Source organism: Streptomyces sp. NPDC058457 (assembly GCF_042720695.1).
Classification (GTDB): Bacteria; Actinomycetota; Actinomycetes; order Streptomycetales; family Streptomycetaceae; genus Streptomyces.
Genome location: NZ_JBHXLU010000125.1, coordinates 15,090 through 34,399, shown reverse-complemented (window position 1 = coordinate 34,399; position 19,310 = coordinate 15,090). Strand labels below are relative to the sequence as shown.

17 protein-coding genes are annotated in these 19,310 nt (G+C 67.6%); 5 read left to right on the top strand and 12 right to left on the bottom strand.

The genetic code is table 11. The features are described from left to right. Positions 1-243: 243 nt before the first annotated feature. Complete coding sequence (locus tag ACFWPS_RS49520) at positions 244-1,257, bottom strand: NADP-dependent oxidoreductase (protein ID WP_383719794.1); 1,014 nt, start codon at positions 1,255-1,257, stop codon at positions 244-246. A gap of 221 nt (positions 1,258-1,478) precedes the next feature. On the opposite strand from ACFWPS_RS49520, the gene ACFWPS_RS49515 reads away from it, so the two are divergent. Further along, entirely contained in the window at positions 1,479-1,988 is a 510-nt protein-coding gene (locus ACFWPS_RS49515; RefSeq protein ID WP_383719791.1) for a winged helix-turn-helix transcriptional regulator, read from the top strand. A 48-nt stretch (positions 1,989-2,036) separates the two neighbouring features. On the opposite strand, the gene ACFWPS_RS49510 is transcribed toward ACFWPS_RS49515, so the two are convergent. Beyond that, positions 2,037-2,636, bottom strand: a complete 600-nt coding sequence (locus ACFWPS_RS49510) for a CGNR zinc finger domain-containing protein (protein WP_383719788.1) — start codon at positions 2,634-2,636, stop codon at positions 2,037-2,039. 64 nt (positions 2,637-2,700) lie between these two features. Between ACFWPS_RS49510 and ACFWPS_RS49505 the strand changes: the two genes are divergently transcribed. After that, the gene (locus ACFWPS_RS49505) at positions 2,701-3,573 is read left to right on the top strand and encodes an alpha/beta fold hydrolase (protein WP_383719785.1); all 873 of its coding nucleotides are present in this window, start codon (positions 2,701-2,703) and stop codon (positions 3,571-3,573) included. Positions 3,574-3,738: 165 nt separating this feature from the next. Here ACFWPS_RS49505 and ACFWPS_RS49500 read toward each other — a convergent pair whose 3' ends face one another. The 4 genes from ACFWPS_RS49500 to ACFWPS_RS49485 form a co-directional block, all read right to left on the bottom strand. Continuing rightward, the gene (locus ACFWPS_RS49500) at positions 3,739-5,178 is read right to left on the bottom strand and encodes a DHA2 family efflux MFS transporter permease subunit (RefSeq protein WP_383719782.1); all 1,440 of its coding nucleotides are present in this window, start codon (positions 5,176-5,178) and stop codon (positions 3,739-3,741) included. A gap of 125 nt (positions 5,179-5,303) precedes the next feature. Further along, the gene (locus tag ACFWPS_RS49495; protein WP_383719780.1) at positions 5,304-6,002 is read right to left on the bottom strand and encodes an SDR family oxidoreductase; all 699 of its coding nucleotides are present in this window, start codon (positions 6,000-6,002) and stop codon (positions 5,304-5,306) included. A gap of 293 nt (positions 6,003-6,295) precedes the next feature. After that, the gene (locus ACFWPS_RS49490) at positions 6,296-7,312 is read right to left on the bottom strand and encodes an NADP-dependent oxidoreductase (protein WP_383719778.1); all 1,017 of its coding nucleotides are present in this window, start codon (positions 7,310-7,312) and stop codon (positions 6,296-6,298) included. 194 nt (positions 7,313-7,506) lie between these two features. Next, on the bottom strand, positions 7,507-8,088 hold the full coding sequence (locus ACFWPS_RS49485; protein WP_383719776.1) for a TetR/AcrR family transcriptional regulator: 582 nt from the start codon (positions 8,086-8,088) through the stop codon (positions 7,507-7,509). A gap of 95 nt (positions 8,089-8,183) precedes the next feature. Between ACFWPS_RS49485 and ACFWPS_RS49480 the strand changes: the two genes are divergently transcribed. Further along, positions 8,184-9,074, top strand: a complete 891-nt coding sequence (locus ACFWPS_RS49480) for a TIGR03620 family F420-dependent LLM class oxidoreductase (protein ID WP_383719773.1) — start codon at positions 8,184-8,186, stop codon at positions 9,072-9,074. Between the two features lie 88 nt (positions 9,075-9,162). On the opposite strand, the gene ACFWPS_RS49475 is transcribed toward ACFWPS_RS49480, so the two are convergent. From ACFWPS_RS49475 to ACFWPS_RS49465, 3 genes are all read right to left on the bottom strand, one after another. Further along, entirely contained in the window at positions 9,163-10,776 is a 1,614-nt protein-coding gene (locus ACFWPS_RS49475; RefSeq protein ID WP_383719770.1) for a 4-coumarate--CoA ligase family protein, read from the bottom strand. Positions 10,777-10,819: 43 nt separating this feature from the next. Beyond that, positions 10,820-11,203 (bottom strand): alpha/beta fold hydrolase, encoded by a 384-nt coding sequence (locus ACFWPS_RS49470; RefSeq protein ID WP_383719768.1) that lies wholly within the window; start codon positions 11,201-11,203, stop codon positions 10,820-10,822. Between the two features lie 424 nt (positions 11,204-11,627). Then, entirely contained in the window at positions 11,628-12,122 is a 495-nt protein-coding gene (locus ACFWPS_RS49465; protein WP_383719766.1) for a winged helix-turn-helix transcriptional regulator, read from the bottom strand. A 477-nt stretch (positions 12,123-12,599) separates the two neighbouring features. Here ACFWPS_RS49465 and ACFWPS_RS49460 point away from each other — a divergent pair, with 477 nt between their 5' ends. Then, positions 12,600-14,798 carry a SpoIIE family protein phosphatase gene (locus ACFWPS_RS49460; protein WP_383719764.1) on the top strand — a complete coding sequence of 733 codons (2,199 nt, stop codon included), beginning with the start codon at positions 12,600-12,602 and terminating at the stop codon, positions 14,796-14,798. A 75-nt stretch (positions 14,799-14,873) separates the two neighbouring features. On the opposite strand, the gene ACFWPS_RS49455 is transcribed toward ACFWPS_RS49460, so the two are convergent. From ACFWPS_RS49455 to ACFWPS_RS49445, 3 genes are read right to left on the bottom strand one after another with little or no spacing between them, the layout of a single operon-like run. Continuing rightward, positions 14,874-16,346 carry a class I adenylate-forming enzyme family protein gene (locus ACFWPS_RS49455; protein WP_383719761.1) on the bottom strand — a complete coding sequence of 491 codons (1,473 nt, stop codon included), beginning with the start codon at positions 16,344-16,346 and terminating at the stop codon, positions 14,874-14,876. Positions 16,347-16,381: 35 nt separating this feature from the next. Next, entirely contained in the window at positions 16,382-17,305 is a 924-nt protein-coding gene (locus tag ACFWPS_RS49450) for an alpha/beta hydrolase (protein WP_383719759.1), read from the bottom strand. Between the two features lie 7 nt (positions 17,306-17,312). Then, positions 17,313-18,281: an enoyl-CoA hydratase/isomerase family protein gene (locus ACFWPS_RS49445; protein ID WP_383719757.1), complete on the bottom strand. Its 969-nt coding sequence runs from the start codon at positions 18,279-18,281 to the stop codon at positions 17,313-17,315. A 341-nt stretch (positions 18,282-18,622) separates the two neighbouring features. Here ACFWPS_RS49445 and ACFWPS_RS49440 point away from each other — a divergent pair, with 341 nt between their 5' ends. Next, complete coding sequence (locus ACFWPS_RS49440; RefSeq protein WP_383719754.1) at positions 18,623-19,288, top strand: TetR/AcrR family transcriptional regulator; 666 nt, start codon at positions 18,623-18,625, stop codon at positions 19,286-19,288. Positions 19,289-19,310 lie beyond the last annotated feature (22 nt).

The window sequence follows — 19,310 nt, the reverse complement described above, 5'->3', positions numbered from 1 at the left end:
GCACTGACGGTGCAGGCCGACGTCGCCCGGCCGTCGCAATCAGCCCCTGCGCAGTCGGGGTGGTGTCTTGACCATATGTCAGGTCGGCGTGGAGCCGTGTGACACGCCGGGCCTCAGCGTATGGCGTCACCTCGGGGCCCAGAGATGGCTGCACCGGCGGCTCTCGGTGAAGCAGCCGTCCCCTGGGGTCGCCGGCCGCGGCGTCACTCGCTCTGCGGGAGATCTGCGGTGGTCGGTCTGATCTCAGTCGCTCTCCGGCACCATCGAGACGACCACCTTGCCGGCCTTGGTTCGGCCCTGTTCGACGTACGCCATGGCCTCAAGCGTCTGGTCGAACGGGAAGGTCCGGTCGATGACCGGGCGGAGCTTCCCGCTCTCGTAGAGGGCGCCGAGCTTGCGCAGCTGGGAGCCGTTGGCCTGCATGAAGAAGAACTGGTAGCGCACGCCGAGCGCCTTGGCCTGCTTGCGGATCTTGCGGCTGAGTGCGTTCATGACCACGCCCAGGAACGAGGGGGCGCCGAGCTGCCTGGCGAAACCGGCGTCCGGCGGGCCGACGACACCGATGGCCAGTCCGCCGGGCTTCAGCACGGTCAGCGACTTCTCCAGGTTCGCCCCGCCCAGGGAGTCCAGCACCAGGTCGTAGCCGGACAGTACCTGCGAGAAGTCCTCCTTTGTGTAGTCGACGACGACGTCGGCGCCGAGATCCCTGACCAGTTTCTCCGTGTCCGTGTCCGTGGTCGTCGCCACCGTCGCGCCGAGGTGCTTGGCGAGCTGGATGACCGTAGAGCCGAGGCCGCCGGCACCGGCGTGGATGAGGACCTTCTGACCCGGCTTCACGTGAGCGCGGTCGACAAGAATCTGCCATGCGGCCAGGGCCACCAGCGGTACCGCGGCTGCCTCCTGGAGGGTGAGCGAGGCCGGCTTGGGCGCGACATCGTCCTGGTCGATGGCGATGAATTCGGCGAAGCCTCCGATCCGCAGGTCGCGCGGACGGGCGTAGACCTCGTCGCCGACCTTGATGCTGCGCACGGCGGAGCCGACCTGCGTGACGACGCCGGCCACGTCATGGCCTAGCGTGAACGGGAGCTTGTACTTCAGAAGCTGCTTGAATTCCCCGTTGCGGACCAATTTGTCCAAGGGGTTGATGCTGGCGGCGCTCACTCTGACCAGGACATCCCGGTCCCCGACGGTGGGCTCCGCCACCTCTGCGGCGCGTACGCCGTCCTTGCCGTACTTCTCGACGACGAATGCCTTCATCTCAACTGGCCTTTTCTGTGGTCTTCGCGTGGGTTCTGCTTGGCGGTCGATGCGATGGGTCGGGCAGGGTCACTGCTCGGGTGCCGAGGTGGTTGCGGAGCCACTGGCTGGTGACGCTCCTTCACGGACCGGCATCGTGCGTGCAGCCGGGTCGGTGGGGTGGCCATGACGCTACTTGCTGAGTATAGGAAAGTAAACTCAGATGCGGTTAGAATCACTCCATGGATGCGTGGACCGAAGATCTTCAGGACGCCGGCGTGGACCCTCGCCTCGACCGGGACGTGTCGAACTGCTCGATTGGCCGGACTCTTGAGGTCGTGGGTGAGAAATGGACGATCCTGATCCTGCGTGAGGTCTGGTACGGCTCGTCCCGCTTCAGTGACTTCGAGCGCGTCCTCGGCTGTCCTCGTAACCTGCTCTCGGCCCGGCTCCGTATGCTCGTGGAGGAGGGGATCCTGGCCACCGAGACCTATCAGGAACCAGGCGCGCGGAGCCGGCCGAAGTATGTGATCACGCCCAAGGGAATGGATCTCGTTCCCGCCGTGATGGGGCTCCTGCAGTGGGGTGACCGTTACCGTGCGGATCCGGAGGGGCCGGCCATGCTGACGCGCCACCGCGACTGCGGCGCACCCGTCGACGTGCAGATCCGCTGTGAACAAGGCCACTCCGTGCGGGCCGAAGACATCGAGAGTGTCCCCGGCCCCGCTTTTCGCCTGAAGGCCGCCGAGTGAGCTGAGCGCGCTCGTACCGGGAGATGGGCGCGGACTCCTGCGCAGGCCCTACGGGGCGGGGTGATCCCGCCTGGCGCGTGCCTGATGGAGGCGCACCTTGGTGCGGTTGCCGCAGCGGGACATGGAGCACCAGCGGCGGTTGTGAGCAGGGGAGCGGTCCAGGAAGCGCAAGGCGCATGTGTCCGCGCCGCAGACGCGTACGCGTCCGATCTCGGGGGACAGGAGCAGTTCGACGGCGTCCTGGGCGACGAGCGCCAGTGCGGCCAGGGGGTCGGTGGTGAGGCTTGTGGTGCCCGCGGGTTCCAGGCGTCCGTCCGTGATGGCGATCTGCAAGGCCGGCCGGGGGGCTTGGGTGGCCGACCGGTTGAGTAGTGCGACGTCGGCAGGAGAGGGCAGCCGACCGTCGGCGACCGCGAGTACGGCCCGGTCGGCCGCCTCGCGCAGTCGTCGGCCCGAGGTCAGGACGGTGGTGTCGATGTGGTTCGGGCCGCCCGGCGCGAGCAGGCCGGCTTCCTGAAGCCAGAGGGACAGGTCGCCCGGATTCCGAAGTGTCTCCTCGGGCGTGGCCCGCCATCGGCAGCGGAGGGTGTTGGCGAAGTCCAGGCAGACCCGTCCACCGTCCCAGATCCACGAGTCGTCCGTTGCCATGCCCCCATTCTGCACGTTAGCTTAACCCTCTAAGAGGGTTAGCTCGTGCCGAGGAGGCGCAGCCATGGGACAGCCGACGGTGACGACCGGTGTGACCCGGGTGGACGGCGTCCGCCTGCACTACGTCCGAGCGGGATCCGGCCCCCTGCTCGTGCTGCTCCACGGCTGGCCGCAGACCTCCGACTGCTGGCGGCCGGTGCTGGCGGAACTCGCCGCCGACCACACCGTTGTGGCGCCGGACCTGCGTGGCTACGGTCTGAGCGACAAGCCCACGACGGGGTACGACAAGCGCCGGATGGCCGCCGACGTGGCTGGCCTCGTCGAGGCTCTCGGCTTCGAGAAGGCCGCGGTCGTGGGGCACGACCGCGGCGCCCGTGTCGGGCACCGTTGGGCACTGGACCGTCCGGAGCAGGTGGAGCGGCTGGCTGTGCTGGACATCGTGCCGACCCGGGAGATGTTCCGCCGCCTGGACGCGTCACTCGCTTCCGGGTACTGGCACTGGCTGTTCCAGATGCAGCCAGATCTGCCCGAGCGGCTCGTGGGCCACGACATCCGTGGGTACCTGGAGTACTTCTTCGAGCGCTGGACCTACAACCGTCACGGACTGACTCCCGAAGCGATCGACGGCTATGTCCGTGCCTTCTCCCGTCCTGGTGCCATGCGTGCGAGCTTCGACGACTACCGGGCCATGGAGCAGGACATCGTGCTCGACGACATCGATGCCGCAGCGGGCCGCCGCCTCACCATGCCGGTGCTGGCGGTGTGGGGTTCCGCGGGACTGCCGGCCCGCCTGCCCACGATGGAGATCTGGCAGGCCTACGCCGACGACGTCACCGGCGCCGAGATCCCGGAGTGCGGCCATTTCATCCCGGAGGAGCAGCCGGATGCACTGCTGGCGCACCTGCGGCCCTTCCTGGTCGGCGGCACGAGCCGGTGAACTCGTCGACGTGACGGATCGGAGCCCCTTCGGCCGAACGACCACTGCCTGTCAGGCGATCCGTCGGAAGGCGCTCGAAGACACTGTGCCGCCTTGTGCGGCAGACGAGTCTGCAAAGCGAGGGCGGCCGGCCGGTTGTGGCTGGCCGCCCCTCACTTGCGGGCCTCAGACTCCGGCCGGGGCACCGGCCGCAGCCTCCTCCGAGACCGGGCCACCGGCGTTGCGCTGCCGAGGCATCATCAGTGCCAGGGCCGCGGCGAGGGCGACCGCACCGGCTCCGACCCAGAGCGCGGGCCGCAGCCCGTCGACGAACATCGAGGGGGCCCCGTAGCCGCCCTGGGAGGAGAAGACGGCTGCGAGCGAGGCGACGCCGATGGCACCGCCGACTTCGCGGATCGCGTTGTTGGCGCCGGAAGCGATCCCTTGTTCCTCCGGACGGACCGTGCTCATGACGAGGTTGGCGCTGGGGGCGAAGAACATGCCCATGCCGATGCCGCAGACGATCAGTGCCGGCAGCAGCGAGGTGTACGACACCTGCGCGTCGACGGCCAGTGCCCAGAGTCCGAGGCCCACCGCGTTCAGAGCCATGCCCACCGTGACGACGGGCGCGCCGCCGATGCGGTCGGACAGCACCCCGGCCAGTGGCCCGGCGATCATGGGCATGGCGGTCCAGGGCAGCATCCGTACGCCGGCTTCCATCGGCGAGTAGCCGCCGACCGTCTGCAGGTACTGGCTGAGCAGGAAGATCGAGCCGAACATGCCCAGGAACATCAGCAGACTGGCGGCATTGATGGCGCTGAAGGAGCGGTGGCGGAAGAGGCGCATGGGAAGCATCGGGTGCTTGGCGCGCAGTTCGTAGAGGACGAAGCCGATGAGCAGGGCTGCGCCCGCGAAGAAGCCGCCCAGCACAGGGGTGCTCGTCCAGCCGTCGGCATTGCCGCGCACCAGGGCGTAGACGATGCCGAACAGACCGCCGCTGGCCAGCACGGTGCCGGGCAGGTCCAGGCTCGGGTGGGGGCCGTGGCTCTCGTCCAGCCGGAGCAGGGCGAGCGGGATCAGCGCCAGACCGATCGGGACGTTCACCCAGAAGATCCACTGCCAGGAGAGATGCTCGGTGAGCGTGCCGCCGATCAGCGGTCCGGTCGCGACGGCTATGCCGCTGGCCGCGCCCCAGATACCGAAGGCCGCGCCGCGTCGTTCGGCGGGGACGGCCGCCGACAGCAGGGTGAGTGTCAGTGGCGTGACGATTGCGGCGCCGACTCCCTGTGCGGCACGCGCGGCGATCAGTTCGGCCATGCCGGGCGCGAGTGCTGCACCGGCCGAGGCGGTGGTGAAGATCGCGAGCCCGAGGGCGAACATCCGCCGGCGGCCGAAGCGGTCGCCCAGGGAGGCGCCGAACATGAGCAGGACCGCGAAGGTGAGGGTGTAGGCGCTCACCGTCCATTCGAGGTCTTCCAGGCCGCCGCCGAGGTCCTTTCGGATGGAGGGGAGGGCGGTGGTGACGATCAGGTTGTCGAGGGCGGTGACGAATCCGGCCACGCTGGTGATGGCCACGGCCCAGGCGGCGCTTCCGCTCCGAGCCGGGTGTTTGCGGTGCTCTGTCATGACGTTTCCTTGGTGGACGTACCTGGTGAGGGATCGATGAAGGCGGGTGCCGGGCGTTACGCCCCGGAGTGCGACACCGGTCAACGGCGTTCACCGGCCGATGCGGGATCGCAGCAGGGGGACTTTCAGGGGAGCTGTGGATACAGCACGGAGACGCCCCCGGCCAGCGCGGCCTGCGCCTGGCGGGCGGCGTTGTCCGCGAGGATCTCGTAGGCGCCGGCGGCGATTCCGTCGACGGCGATGCGTGCGATGTCGGCCGGGTCCGACTTGGCCCCCTCGACATCACGGACCATGTCGGTGTCCATGTAGCCGACGTGCAGTCCGGCCACCCGGATGCCCTGGTCGGCGAGTTGGACGCGCAGGGCGTTGGTGAGCGACCACTCGGCGGACTTGGCGGCGCAGTAGGCGCCGATCTCCGGGAAGCTGACCCAGGACAGGCCGGACAGGACGTTCAGGATCGCCCCGCCGCCGTTGGCCGCGATCTGCGGCGCGAAGCTCCGGACCATCGAGAGCGTGCCGAAGTAGTGGGTCTCCATCTCCAGCCGGATGTCGTCCAGGCCGGCTGTGAACACGTCGGCGCCGGTGGCCGATCCCGCGTTGTTGATCAGGACGGTCACATCGCCGGTGGCTTCGGCGGCGGCCGCGACGGAGGCGGGGTCGGTGATGTCGAGCGCGATCGGTCTGGCACCGGGCAGGTCCACCTGGTCGGGGTTGCGGGCCCCGGCGTAGACGGTGGCGCCGCGATCGAGCAGTTCGGCGGCGAGGGCCCGGCCGAAACCCCGGTTGGCTCCGGTGACAAGGGCTGTGCTGGCGGAGAGATCCATGGAGAGTTCCTGGTGGAGTAGCAAAGGCGTGATGAATGGGGCGCCTGTGGCGTGGCCTGCCGAAAAAGGGTCGGCCGAGTTGTCTTCAGTGAGAACTCTCAGACCATTGAATTATGATCGTAATTCTAAGTGTCGTGAGTAGGTGATCGCAAGTTCTCTGTGTGGTGGGGAGGGCCGCCGCCTGCGAGGGTCCGACGGCCTGGCAGGGGGAGAGGCCGATCGTTGCGCGCCCAACGGGTGAGGGGCCTGCCGTGCGCACGGCAGGCCCCTCACGCAGTCCAGTGCAGGCGGAGTCAGAGCTTGACGATCATCTTTCCGACGTTCTCGCCCCGCATCATCGCGAGGAAGGCATCCAGGGTGTTGTCGAGGCCTTCCCGTACGGTTTCGAGGTAGTGGAGCTTGCCCGTGGCGAGCCATCCGCCGACCTCACGGACGAAGTCGGGCTGGAGATCCAGCTCCTCGCCGACCATGAAGGACAGGATGTCCGACCGTGTCACGGACAGGTTCCACAGGTTGCGGGGACCCACGACCTTCTCGTCGTTGTACTGGGAGACCATCCCGGAAAGGACGATGCGTGCGTGCAGCTTGAGCGCGCCGATCGCAGCCTCCAGGTGCTCGCCGCCGACGTTGTCGAAGAAGACGTCGATGCCGTCGGGGGCGGCCTCGGCCAGCTGGTCGGCGACCGGTCCGTTCTTGTAGTTGAACGCCGTGTCGTAGCCGTACTCCTCGACCAGCAGCTTGACCTTCTCGTCCGAGCCTGCGCTGCCGATCACCTGTCCGGCGCCCTTCAGCTTGGCGATCTGGCCGGCGATGCTGCCGACCGCGCCGGCCGCGCCGGAGACGAAGACGGTGTCGCCCTCCTTGATCTTCGCGAATCGCTCCAGCCCGATGTACGCGGTGAGGCCGGTGACGCCGAGCACGCCGAGGTAGGCGGGGAGCGGCGCCAGGTTGGGGTCGACCTTCTGCGCGGTCGCCGCGTCGACGATCGAGTGGTCGCGCCAGCCCAGGAAATGCACCACGTGGTCGCCGGGTGCGAAGCCGTCGGCGTTGGATGCCAGGACGCGGCCGACCGCGGGGCCGTCGAGCGGTGCGCCCACCTCGTAGGGCTCGATGTAGGACTTCTTGTCGCTCATCCGGCCGCGCATGTAGGGGTCGACCGAGAGGAACTCGTTGGCGACCAGGAGCTGCCCCGGGCCGAGCGCGGGGAGCTCCACCTCGCGCAGGGAGAGGTTGGACGCCGTCGGCCAGCCCTCGGGGCGGGTGTCCAGGTGCCATGCGTGTGCGGTGGTGGGCAGGGTCTGCTCGGTCATGTGGACCAAGTCCTTTCGGTGGGGGGATGTTCTCGGATTGAGGCTGACAGAAGGGTCTGTCTAGTAGACAGAGGGGTCTGTCTTCTGGGGCTCTGGGAATGGTTTGTGTCAGGTGGACCGTGGCTGGCTGATACCAGTAGGAGTCAATCGCGGCTGTGGTTCATTGACTCGGTGATCGACTCGGATCTGCCGGGTCAGTCGGAATCAGGGCAGGACGCGTCGATCAGGGCACCCGCCGCCCGTTTGGCGGCTGCCGCGGCGGTGTCGGCCTCTGCGACGCGCGTCGCCGCCAGGGTGCCGTCGATCAGGAGTGTGAGCTGGAAGGCGAGCGCGTCGGGGTCCGTGGCGCCGGCCTCAGCGGCCAGATCACGTACCCAGGCGCGGACGCCGCGCTTGTGCTCGGCGGTGATGGCGTGCGGGATGCTGCCAGGTTGGTACTCCGCAGCTGCGTTGATGAATGCGCAGCCCAGGGTGCCCGCTCGCGCCGCCTGCTCCAGCGCGACGAAGAGGCCGTAGAGCTGCTTGCGTGGGTTGTTCCCGGCTGCGAGGGCTGCCGAGCGCAGTTGGCGCCGCCATCTGTCGTCCATCAGTCGCAGGTAGGCGGCGACCACGTCGTCCTTGCTGGAGAACTGCTTGTACAGCGTGGCCTTGGCGACCCCCGATTCGGCGATCAACCGGTCCACCCCTACGGCGTGGATGCCGTGGGCGTAGAACAACTCGCAAGCCGTGTCCAGAATGCGCTCGCGAGCCGGGCGTTGCTTCGTGACCGTGCTCATGGATGTAAGTTAACAGACAGGTCTGTCCGCCACAAGCGTCGGCAGCGCGGAGTACCCCTGGAGGGGCGCTTTCAACGCACGCGAGGAGTTGTTCGATGAGCACCATCGATGGCCTGGATCTCGGCACGTTCGGCGTCTACACGTTCGACTTCGAGGTCCAGTTGGCGGCGCGGATACGCGAATCGGTTCAGGAACTCGAAGCCCAGGGCTGGCGGGCGCTGTGGATCCCCGAGCTGCTCGGGCGCGACGCACTCACACACGCAGGCTTCCTGCTGTCCGCCACCGAGCAGATGCGTGTCATCAACGGCATTGCGCAGATCTGGTCACGCGGAGCCCGGTGGGCATACGGCGCCGCCCTCCTGTTGGCCGACGCCTACCCCGACCGGCATGTCCTCGGGCTTGGCTTCGGCGGCGGGCAGGGGGCGGGGACCAAGCCCTTGGCGGCCATGACCGCCTATCTCGACGAGATGGACGCACTTGAGACGCCCAACCCCATGCCGACGGCTCCGATGCGCCGCATCATGGCCGCCTACGGGCCCAAAATGCTGGAGCTGGCTCGTGAACGTACCGCCGGCGCGCAGACGTATCACGTCAACGTGGCTCATACCGCGCAGGCGCGCGAGATCCTCGGACCGGACGCGTTTCTGGGCGTCGAGCACGCGGTGCTGTTCGAGTCCGACCCCGGCAAGGCCCGTGCGATCGCACGGGAGCATCTGCACATCTATCTGAACACTCCGTACAACATCGCTAAGTTCCGACGGCTCGGCTACTCGGAGGCGGAGATCGCCGGTGGTGGCGACCGCATCGTGGACGACCTCGTGTTCTGGGGCGACCTGGACACCATCGTCGAGAAGCTCCGTGCCCATGTCGACGCCGGCGCCGATCATGTCGCTGTACAGGTGATCGGGATCCAGCCGGGTCAGACCGCGATGCCGTACTGGCGAATGCTCGGTGAGGCGCTGCTGCCCCGGGGCGGCAACGCCTGAACCGCGGTCTGTACGGAGCGCCGCGCCCGTGATGGGGGCGCGGCGCTTCTGCCTGGGCGGGCTCGCCGAGTACGCCGCATGGCCGGCGTCACACGGTCGGGGTCCTGAGGTCCTTGCGGAGGATCTTGCCCGAAGCGGACTTGGGTATGACGTCGATGAACTCGACCTGCCTGACCTTCTTGTACGGGGCGACCTGGCGGGCGACGAACTCGATGACCTCGTCCGCGGTGAGGTGGGTACCAGGCTGACGGACGACGAAGGCCTTGGGTATCTCCTCACCGTCGGCGTCGGTGACCCCGATGACCGCAGCATCGGTGACGGCCGGGTGGGTCAGCAGCAGAGCCTCCAGTTCCGCCGGCGGGACCTGGTAGCCCTTGTACTTGATCAGTTCCTTGAGCCGGTCGACGATGAACACCCGGCCGGCGTGGTCGACCTGGGCGAGATCTCCGGTGTGCAGGAACCCGTCGGGGTCGATCGTGGTCGTGGTGGCCTCCTCGTTTCCGAGATATCCGGCCATCACGTTCGGTCCCTTGACCCACAATTCGCCCGGTTCGCTCAGTCCTTGGGCGGGGTAGGCGACTTCCTCACCGGTGGTGGGGTCGACGATCTTGTTGACCGTGTTGGGGAGGGGCCAACCGCAGGAGCTGAGCGGCGCGGCCTCACCGAAGAATTCCCGGCCGCCGTCCGCGGGCATGCAGTGGCTGACCGGGCTCAGCTCACTCATGCCGAAACCTTGGAGCACACGCACACTCAACCGCTTGGCGACGGCGCTTCCGAGTTCTGCGTCCAACGGCGCAGCGCCGGACATGAGGACGCGCAGTGACGACATCTCGTACTCGTCGACCAGCGGATGCTTGGCCAGCGCCACCGCGACCGGAGGGGCGATGAAGCCGTAGGTGATCCGGTGTTCCTGGATGGTCTCCAGGAACGCACCCAGATCGAACCGGGGCATGACGACCAGTGACGCCCGAGCCTGCAGCGCCGCGTTGAGCAGCACTGTCATGCCGTAGATGTGGAAGAAGGGCAGCACCGCGAGGATCTTGTCGTCGGACCCCATCGCGAGCAGCGGACGGATCTGCACCACGTTCGCCACCAGATTCCGGTGCGTCAGCATGACGCCCTTGGGATTGCCGGTGGTTCCGGAGCTGTAGGGCAACACGGCCAGATGCGTGGCCGGATCGAAGTCGACCTGCGGCGCAGGAGCCTTGTGGGCCAGCAGGTCGTCGGCGTTCGGATGTCCGGAGGCGGATTCACCGTCTCCGTCCAGGACGATCAGACGCTCCGGTGTGATCCCGACCGCCTCTGCTGCCTGCTGTGCCTGCGGCATCAGTGCGGTGACGGTGATCAGCATCGTCGCCTTCGCGTCGGTGAGCTGCTTGGCGATGTCGTGAGCGGTGAACAACGCGTTGATGGTGGTCGCGGTGGCACCGGCCCGCAGAATGCCGTGGAAGGCCGTGGCGAACTGGGAGGAGTTCGGCGCCAACAGTCCCACCACCGCTCCCACACCGATCCCGCGAGCGGCTAGCGCCCCGGCGGTCGCGTCCACCCGGTCGATCAGCTCCCGGTAGGTGGTGCGCACCCCGTCGGCGGCATCGATGAGCGCGACCCTGTCCAGATCTGTCTGGTCGATGCCGCTGAACAGCAGGTCGAACACGCTCACTTCGGGGATGTGCACGTCGGGGAACGGGCTGGTGAAACCCATGGCTGGTCTCCATCGCTCAGGTACGGGTGAGTGGTCGAGGCAATCAGGAAGAGTTCGCCGAGTCCTGCGGCGGGAAGTTGTCGCCGCGATCCGCGGCGGTGAGGAACGTCAGGACGTGGGCGGCGAACGTGTCGGGGCATTCGAGCTGCGGCATGTGACCGACCCCGGGCACGAGACGCGTCTCGGCGTGCGGGAGGAGCCGGCCCGCCGAGTCCGGATGACGGGCGGGCAGCACACGATCGCGGTCACCCCAGATGACCAGAGTGGGCCGGGGGTGCTTCGCGACAGCGGTGGTCGGAACGGCCCGCCAGCCGGGCCTGGTGCCGCGTGCTGTGGCAAGTTCCTGGACTGTTTCGAGCAGCACGGCATTCGGGTCGGGCTGGCCTGCGATGGCCAAGGCGTGGTCGATGCGATCTCTGGTGACCATGTCGGGATCGGCGAACCGGGTCGGCGCCGACTCGAACAGGTTCGTACGTGAGATCTGTCAGAGGGAAGGTTCGCCCTGGAGTCGTCAATGACGGGCTGCCGTCCCACCCTTGATCGACCGGCGGTCCGTGGTCACGCGGTGGCAGGTGGGTCACGCCGGACTTGCCGTAATCGATCACTCCGGCGGCTCGATGTGATCGTTACACGGTGTTGGCAGACGGCTCGACCACCTGTTGAAGCGCTCATGGCACACCTTGTCGTGTGACTGCCCCGCACTGACGGCGGCCGGTGGAGCGGTGCTCGGTCTTGTGGGTCCGAGCGGGCTGCCCGAGTACCGGCGCTCGCCAGCGCCTCGGTGGCTAACAGTAGAAGTGCCACTATCATCATGCAAGTAACTAGCTATCGTGAGGGAAGTCACCGAAGGTTCATGAGTCCTGCTCGTTCCTTCGCGCGAGTACGGCTCGGAGTTGGTCGTCCGCGGACGGTCCGGGCAGGAACGTGGCGTGTTCCTCGTCGATGGGATGGCCGGTCGCGCGGTCGATCAGCATGGGGTCGACGTCGGCGCCCGAATCCTTGTCCACCAGGCGCACGTTCGGCGCGTCCGGCGGGAAGTGGGCGCTGCCGAAGGCGTACAGCGCGATGAGTACCGGCTGGAATGCGCGCCCGACCTCGGTCAGTACGTACTCGTCCCGCGGAGGGCGTTCGCTGTAGCGGCGTCGTTCGAGAAGACCGGCCTCGACAAGCGCGCCGAGTCGGCGGGTCAGGGAGTTCGGCGAGATGCCCAGGCTCTTCTGGAACCCGTCGAACCGGGTGATGCCGTGTGTCGCGTCCCGCAGGATGAGGATGCTCCACCACTCACCGACCCGTTCCAGCGCCAGCGCGACGGGGCAGCTCATGTCCTGAAAGCTCTTCCGTTCCATGATGGAAGTTTAGGTATGTCGCATCGGTCCCCCGGTGCTGCGAGCCGCTGCCGCTCCGGGGTGCCCTTCCTGTTACGTGAAGGCCGGCAGAGGGAGAGTCATGGTGGGACCGGGCGCACTGACAAGCGGTAAGTCTCGGCCAGGGCCAGTGCCGCCATGTCCCGGCTGCGGACTGGCCGGCTAGGGGCGTGGAGCTGGAGCACACGGCGCTGAGTCGCTAGGCGATCGCTCGGCTCGGGGATGAGGTCCGTGATCTGTGAGGATCGGTGGTCCTGGCCGACCGCGGGCACTGGATCCCAGCAGGACGTTCCTATGAGGTGAAGCGGGAGCTGCTCGGCTTCCTCTGCGATCTCTGATCCACATGCGGGCACGTACTGGCCAGGGTGAGTCGTCGTCGCCCAGTCCCTCGACCGGACGGCGGACGCCGGTGGGTACAGAGATGTGCTTGGATCATTCTTTACCCGTACATTTTGGTCTATGGGAACAGAAGCCCATGCCTTCCTTCGAGATCTCGCCCGAGGGCTGAAGCCCCGATCGGATGACCTGGCCGAAGTCGTGCTGCAACACTTGCGCAGCGAGCTTCCCGAGGTATGGCAGCACGAGGACATCGCCGCTCTGGCGCCAGTGGCGCTGTCCGAACACCTCGACACCGTTCTGGATTTTATTGAGCGCGGACGCGAGTTGTCCGAGGTCACGACGCCGCCGGCGGCCATCGATTTCGCTTGTCGGCTTGCCGAGCACGGGGTTCAGATCAGCGAATTGCTGCGCGTCTATCGGCTCGTCCACGCGGGTTTGTTTCATTTGTTCCATGAGGAGACCGGCCGTCTCACCAAGGACCCTGTGCTGCTCAACGCAGTGACGATCACACTGAGCGCGCTGGGTTTCGAGTACGTCGATCGCACCGCGCAGCAGGCGGTCGCGGCGTACCAGAGTGCACGCGACCGCTGGCTGCAGCGGCGGCTGATCACCATCAACGAAGCGGGTACGCGGATCGGGACCACCCTGGATACCACCCGCACCGCCCAGGAACTGGCGGACGTCGGCACCGACCACCTCGCGGACTTCGTGACCGTCGACCTTCTCGACGCCGTCTTCTGCGAAGAAGTAACGCATCCGGCAGAGGGGCCGCCGCTACTCCGTCGCATCGCGCAGTCCGTCTCCGACTCTTCGATCGGCGGCACGGACCCGGCCGTCGCCCCAGGGTTGAGGCACAGCTACCCGGAGGAGTCGGAGCCGGCTGTCGTACTGGCCACCGGACAACCCCTCCGTCTCGGCATCACGGCAGCCGACGCGCCGACGTGGCTGACGGGACCTGCGGAAGCCGGATGCGGCTCGGACACCGGCGGTACCCACTCCATGCTCCTGGTCCCGCTGTGGGCACGTGGGAACCCTCTGGGGCTGGCACAGTTCTCCCGTGGCCGCACCGCCGAGTCCTTCGACGACGACGATCTCCTTCTTGCCCAGGAGATCTCCTCCCGAGCAGCGGTGAACATCGACAACGCCCGTCGCTACACCCAGGAGCGGCGCACCGCACTCACCCTCCAGCGCAGTCTGCTGCCACAGCACGTGCCGGAAGAGTCCGCCGTCGAGACGGCCTCCCGCTACCTGCCCAGCGGAACCCGAGCCGGCGTGGGCGGTGACTGGTACGACGTGATCCCGCTCTCCGGAGCACGCGTCGCCCTCGTCGTGGGCGACGTGGTCGGCCGCGGCCTCCAGGCCTCCGCCACCATGGGCCGACTACGAACGGCCGTCCGTACTCTGGCGGACATCGACCTCACCCCCGACGAACTGCTGACGCACCTCGACGATGTCGTCATCCGTCTGCAGCGCGCGGAGCAGAGGGGCATGGACGAGATCAGCGCCACATGTCTGTACGCGGTCTACGACCCCGTTTCCCGCGTGTGCTCCCTGGCCAGCGCCGGACACGTTTTGCCGGCCGTCGTGACTTCTGGTGATGCAGCGACCTCCCGCGCAGTCGCCTTCCCGGAGGTGCCGATCGGTCCGCCGTTGGGTCTGGGTGGGTTGCCTTTCGAAACCGCCCAGTTCGAGCTGGATCAGGACAGCCTGCTGGTGCTGTACACCGACGGCCTCATCGAGAGCCGCGCCCGCGACGTGGACAGCGCCATCGCGATCCTGTCCGATGTCCTCGCTCACGCACCGGAGTCCCTGGAGGAGACCTGCGACGGCCTGCTCGACGCGCTGCTGCCGGGGCGCCCTGCCGACGACGTCGCCCTTCTGGTGGCGCGTACCCGAGCGTTGGACGCCGATCACGTCGCGACACTGGATCTCCCCTCTGATCCGGTCGTTGTGTCCGAGGCGCGTGCTTTCGCCTCCGACCTGCTGGCCGCCTGGGGACTGGAAGAGATGACGTTCACGACGGAGCTGGTGGTGAGCGAACTGGTCACGAACGCCATCCGCTACGGCAAGAGCCCCATCCAACTGCGGATGATCCTTGAGTCCACCGTGACGTGCGAGGTTTCCGACGCCAGTGGCACCGCCCCGCACCTGCGCCGCGCCAGGACTTTCGACGAGGGAGGCCGTGGCCTGCTCCTGGTTGCCCAGCTCACCGAACGCTGGGGCACGCGGCACAGCCGCGAGGGCAAGGTCATCTGGGCGGAACAGGTGATTCCATCCGCCCTTGCGGAGCAGTCCCACTACACCTTCGACGGGGTTTGAGCGGTTGAAGGCCTTCTGGAACCGGCGAGGCTACGGGCGGCTGCCCAAGACGACCCGTAGCCGCACCGCGTCGGGTCAGGACCTGGCGGAGACTTCGGCGTGGGCAGCGCGCAACGAGACTTTGTCGATCTTGCCGACCGCGTTCTTCGCGATGGCTTCCACCACGACGAACGAGGCCGGCCTTTTGTAGCCGGTGAGGCTGCGTGCGCAGAGCGCCTTCAGCGACTCCGTGTCGACGGTCGAACCTGGTCGGGCCTGGACGTATGCGACGACCACCTCGCCCCACTTCTCGTCGGGTACACCGATCACGGCGGCCTCAAGCACCGACCGATCAGCGGTGAGCACATCCTCGATCTCCTTGGGGTAGATGTTCTCCCCACCCCGGATGATCATGTCCTTCGAGCGTCCGACGAGGGTCAGATAGCCCTCCGTGTCGAGGTGACCCACGTCGCCGGTGTGCAGCCAGCCGTCGACGACAACCTTGGCCGTCTCGTCCGGACGGCCGAGGTAGCCCCGCATGACGTTGGGGCCTCTCACGACGACCTCGCCGTCCGTGCCGGGCGCCACCTCGCCGCCTTCGGCGTCGATGATCCGGATCTCCTGGCCGGGGAAGGGAAGCCCCACGGTTCCGGCGCGTCGAGGTCCCGCGACGGGGTTGATGGTCGAGCCGCACGTTCCTTCGGAAAGTCCGTACCCCTCGACAAGGGGAAACCCGTACCGGGCCTCGAACCGGGTGAGCAGTTCGGCGGAGGCAGGGGCGGCGCCGCAGACTCCGAACCTCAGCGACGATGTGTCGGGTCGGACATCGTCCGGGAGTGCCGCGAGCATGGCGTAGATGGTCGGGACGGCGCTGAAGAAGGTGGGACGCTCCCGCTCGACGAGGTCGAAGAAGCCGCGAGGATCGAACCGGCCGCCCGCGACGACGACACTGGCGCCGGCGAGCAGCGGCGTCAGGACGCTGACCACGATGCCGTTGACGTGGAAGAGCGGCAGGATCAGCAGACAGCGGTCACTCGGCCCGACCTGGAGGGACTGGCGTCCCATCTCCACCATGGCATCGATGTTGGCGTGATCGAGCATCACGCCCTTGGGTACTCCGGTCGTACCGCTGGTGTAGATGAGGAGGGCCAGCGCCGACGAGTCCAGATGCGGAGCGCGATGCCACTCGGCCACCTGGTCGCTGAGCTCACCGACGGTGAGCGTGGCCAGACCGGCAGTGGTTTCCGTACCGTCTTCGGCCACCAGCAGGCGCGCACCGGAATCCTTGAGCTGGCGGATCACTTCGACGTCGGTCATGCTCGGATTGACCGGTGTGACGGTGGCGCCGAGCCGCCATGCCGCGAACAGCAGTACGACGAATTCGATGCGGTTCGTCAGCTTGAGGGCGACGACGTCGCCGGGACCGATGCCGAGGTCGTTGAGCTGACGCGCCGCCGTGCGGACGCGCTGCAGCAGCCGGGTGTTGGTGAGGGATCCTTGCCCGTCGGCGACAGCTGCCCCCTGGGGGTCGGCCTCGGCTCGGCGGTCGGGCAGAGAAGCGAAATTCATGGCGAGAGTACCTGTCTCGGTGTGATGCGAACCGGTCACGTCGTCCAAGCGGCGGGCGCCGGGTCCAGCCGGCGGGAGAGGAACTCGATCTGGTCGTGGACCAGAGCCTCGAAGGTCTCGCCGGTGTAGAAGTCGAAGTGGCCGGCGTCGTACCTCTTGATCTCTCCCCGGGGCGCGGTGCGCGCGTACCGGAGGGTCTGGGCGGGAGGCGTGACGGAGTCGGTGTTGCTGACACAGAAGAGGATCGGGATGGTGACCTTCTTCGCCGCGCGTCCGGGCCGGTATGCGGCGATGGACGGAATGACCCGTGCCGCCACCTCGTTGCGGAACGTCGTCCCGGGCGGCTGCAGCGCCTCGTATCCGGGCAGGGCGTCCGGCGCGTTCATGAGGGCCGGTGAACCGGGGGCCGCGGCGATGGGCACCATCGCCGGCGCCTTGCCGCGCAGTCGTGCCGCCAGATCCCGCGCGAGCACGGGGGTCACTTTGAGTGAGGCAACCGGGCCGAGCGCGAGCGCGGAGGCGAGGCCGTCGGTGAACGGACACTGGGCCACGGCCGCGCGCAGCTCGGGATGGCGTGCGGCGACGGTGATGGCGTGGCCGCCGCCGAAGGAACTGCCCCACACCGCGACACGCGCCTGGTCGACGTCATGGCGTGACTTGACGTAGGCGAGGGCGGAGTCCCAGTCGGTCAGCTGACGCTTGATCGACAGGAGCTGGCGCGGGCGGCCGCCGCTGTCGCCGAAGTGCCGGTAGGTGAAGGCGAGAGCGGCGATGCCGGCCTGCGCGAAGCGCTCGGCGAAGGCATCCAGGCGCATCTCGCGGGTGGCGCCCAGGCCGTGCCCGAGGACGACGACGGGCGGGACGGTAACTCCCGTGGGCAGGTAGAGCCAGCCGGCACAGGCACTGTCGCCGGAGGGGAACGTGATGTTCTGACGGATGAAGGACGGCAGATCGGTCATGGTCGTTTCACCGTCCGTTCGCCGGGCCGCGCCCGGGCACGGTGCCCGAGGTCAGTGCCTGCTCATAGGTGTCCGGCCGGTAGAGCGGCAGCTCGCCGGTGGTGTCCGTACTCTTCCTGTAGTCGAGCATCAGTTCCTGTCCCTCCTTCGACGTGACCCTGATGAAGAACTCCGCGCGTTCGACGTGCAGACCGTCCTGCAGCGACTTCGAGCCGCCGAAGTACACCGCCCGTTTGGCGGCCGCGACCGACCCCTTCGGCCTCTTGCCGAAGCGTTCTGCGAGTTCGACCGCGTGTGCGACCACCTCGTTCTGCGGAACGACCTTGTCGACCGCGCCGTTGGCGAGAGCCTCCGCGGGAGTGAACGGCTTGCCTTCGAGAATCGCGGCCAGGGAACGGTGCGTGCCGATCAGGCGGGTCAGGCGCTGGGTGCCGCCGCCACCCGGGATGATGCCGAGCAGGATTTCCGGCTGGCCGATGAAGAAGTCCCCGTCGGCCATGACCCGCAGATCGCACGCCCAGGCGAACTCCGCGCCGAGACCGAGAGCCGAACCGTTGAGGGCCGCGACGAAGAGCACACCGCTGCCGTTCATCCTCAGGAAGGTCGTGTGCAGGCGCTCCAACTGGAGCGCTCCGCGCATCGGTGTCCTGCGCATCACGGCGCCCAGGACACGAGACCGGTCCACATACTTCGCCACGCGTACGACGGCGGCGGCACCGCGGCGGCCGACCCTGGGGCTCGCCGCGCCTTCCTCCTGCAGCCATCCGACCGCGGCATGACTGACGAAGCGTTCGGGGTGCGCCCCGGTGAAGACCACGGCACGGATGCCCGGGTCACGGTCCACCCGGTCCAGCAACTTGTCCAACTGATTGGCGATGTCCAGGCCGAACACCTGGTGGGGACCGCCGTCGACCCGGACGATCAGGACCGCGCCGCGGTTCTCGATCTCCAGACGGCCCGTGTCTTTGTATGGCATGAATTCTGCTCCCGTGCTGAGTTCGTCCCGTGCTGAGTCCATGGGAGTGTGAGATGCGTGTGGACAGCCGCGCATGGACGGTGCGGCGATGGGGCTGAATCGCCGAGGTCTGCGGCCGTGCCGTCGGCAGGGATCCAGGACAGTGCGTGGATGCACCCCCGAGGACGCACACCCATGTCCCGGAGGGTGCGTCACTCGTGGTGTGTATCCTGACCTCGCACGATTCATATAACCAAGTTATTTCAAGTGTGACATCCGCCACTAAGTGTTATCGATCCCAAGCGATCGCGGCCGGCGGCGGAGTCGAGTGGAGGTGCGAGGCCATGCCAGGGCGGGCGAAGATGGATGATGCGCCGGAGCGACTTGTGCGGGCCGCCATTGGTCTGCTCGCCGAGCAGGGGCCGTCGGCCGTCAAAGTGCGCACGGTGGCGTCCGCCAGCGGGCTGTCGACGATGGTGGTCTACAGCCATTTCGGCGGAGTCCCCGAACTGATGCGAGCCGTGGTCGACCACGGGTTCACGGAGCTTGGCAAGGCATTTGCCCGCGTACCCGTGACCGAGGACCCGATCGCGGAACTCTTCGCGATGGCCTTGACCTGCCGGCGCGTGGCTCGCGCAAACCCTCACCTGTACGACCTGATGTTCGGCCTGTCGACTCGTGCCACATACCGGCCGCTGTCGGACGAGGACCTTCGCCTGAGCGGGCGTTCGCCGGCCTTCCAGGCGGCTCACGCTCATGTCGTCGCTGCGTGTGAGCGGCTCGTCGGTTCTGGCCGGGTCGAACAGCAGGACCCCGGGGTCATAGCTGCTCAGCTGTGGAGTCTGGTCCATGGCTACATCACCCTCGAACTGGCTGAGCACTTCATCGAGTTCGACGACGCGGTGGCCCAGGTGCTGCTGCCCATGGGGGTGAATTTCTCCGTCGGGCTGGGCGACGGCCGGGAACGTGCCGAGGCGTCGCACGAGGCCGGGGCCCGTCTGTACGACTCGATTGCTCCAGGGCTGTGAGTACCGGGGGTGGGTGCGGCGC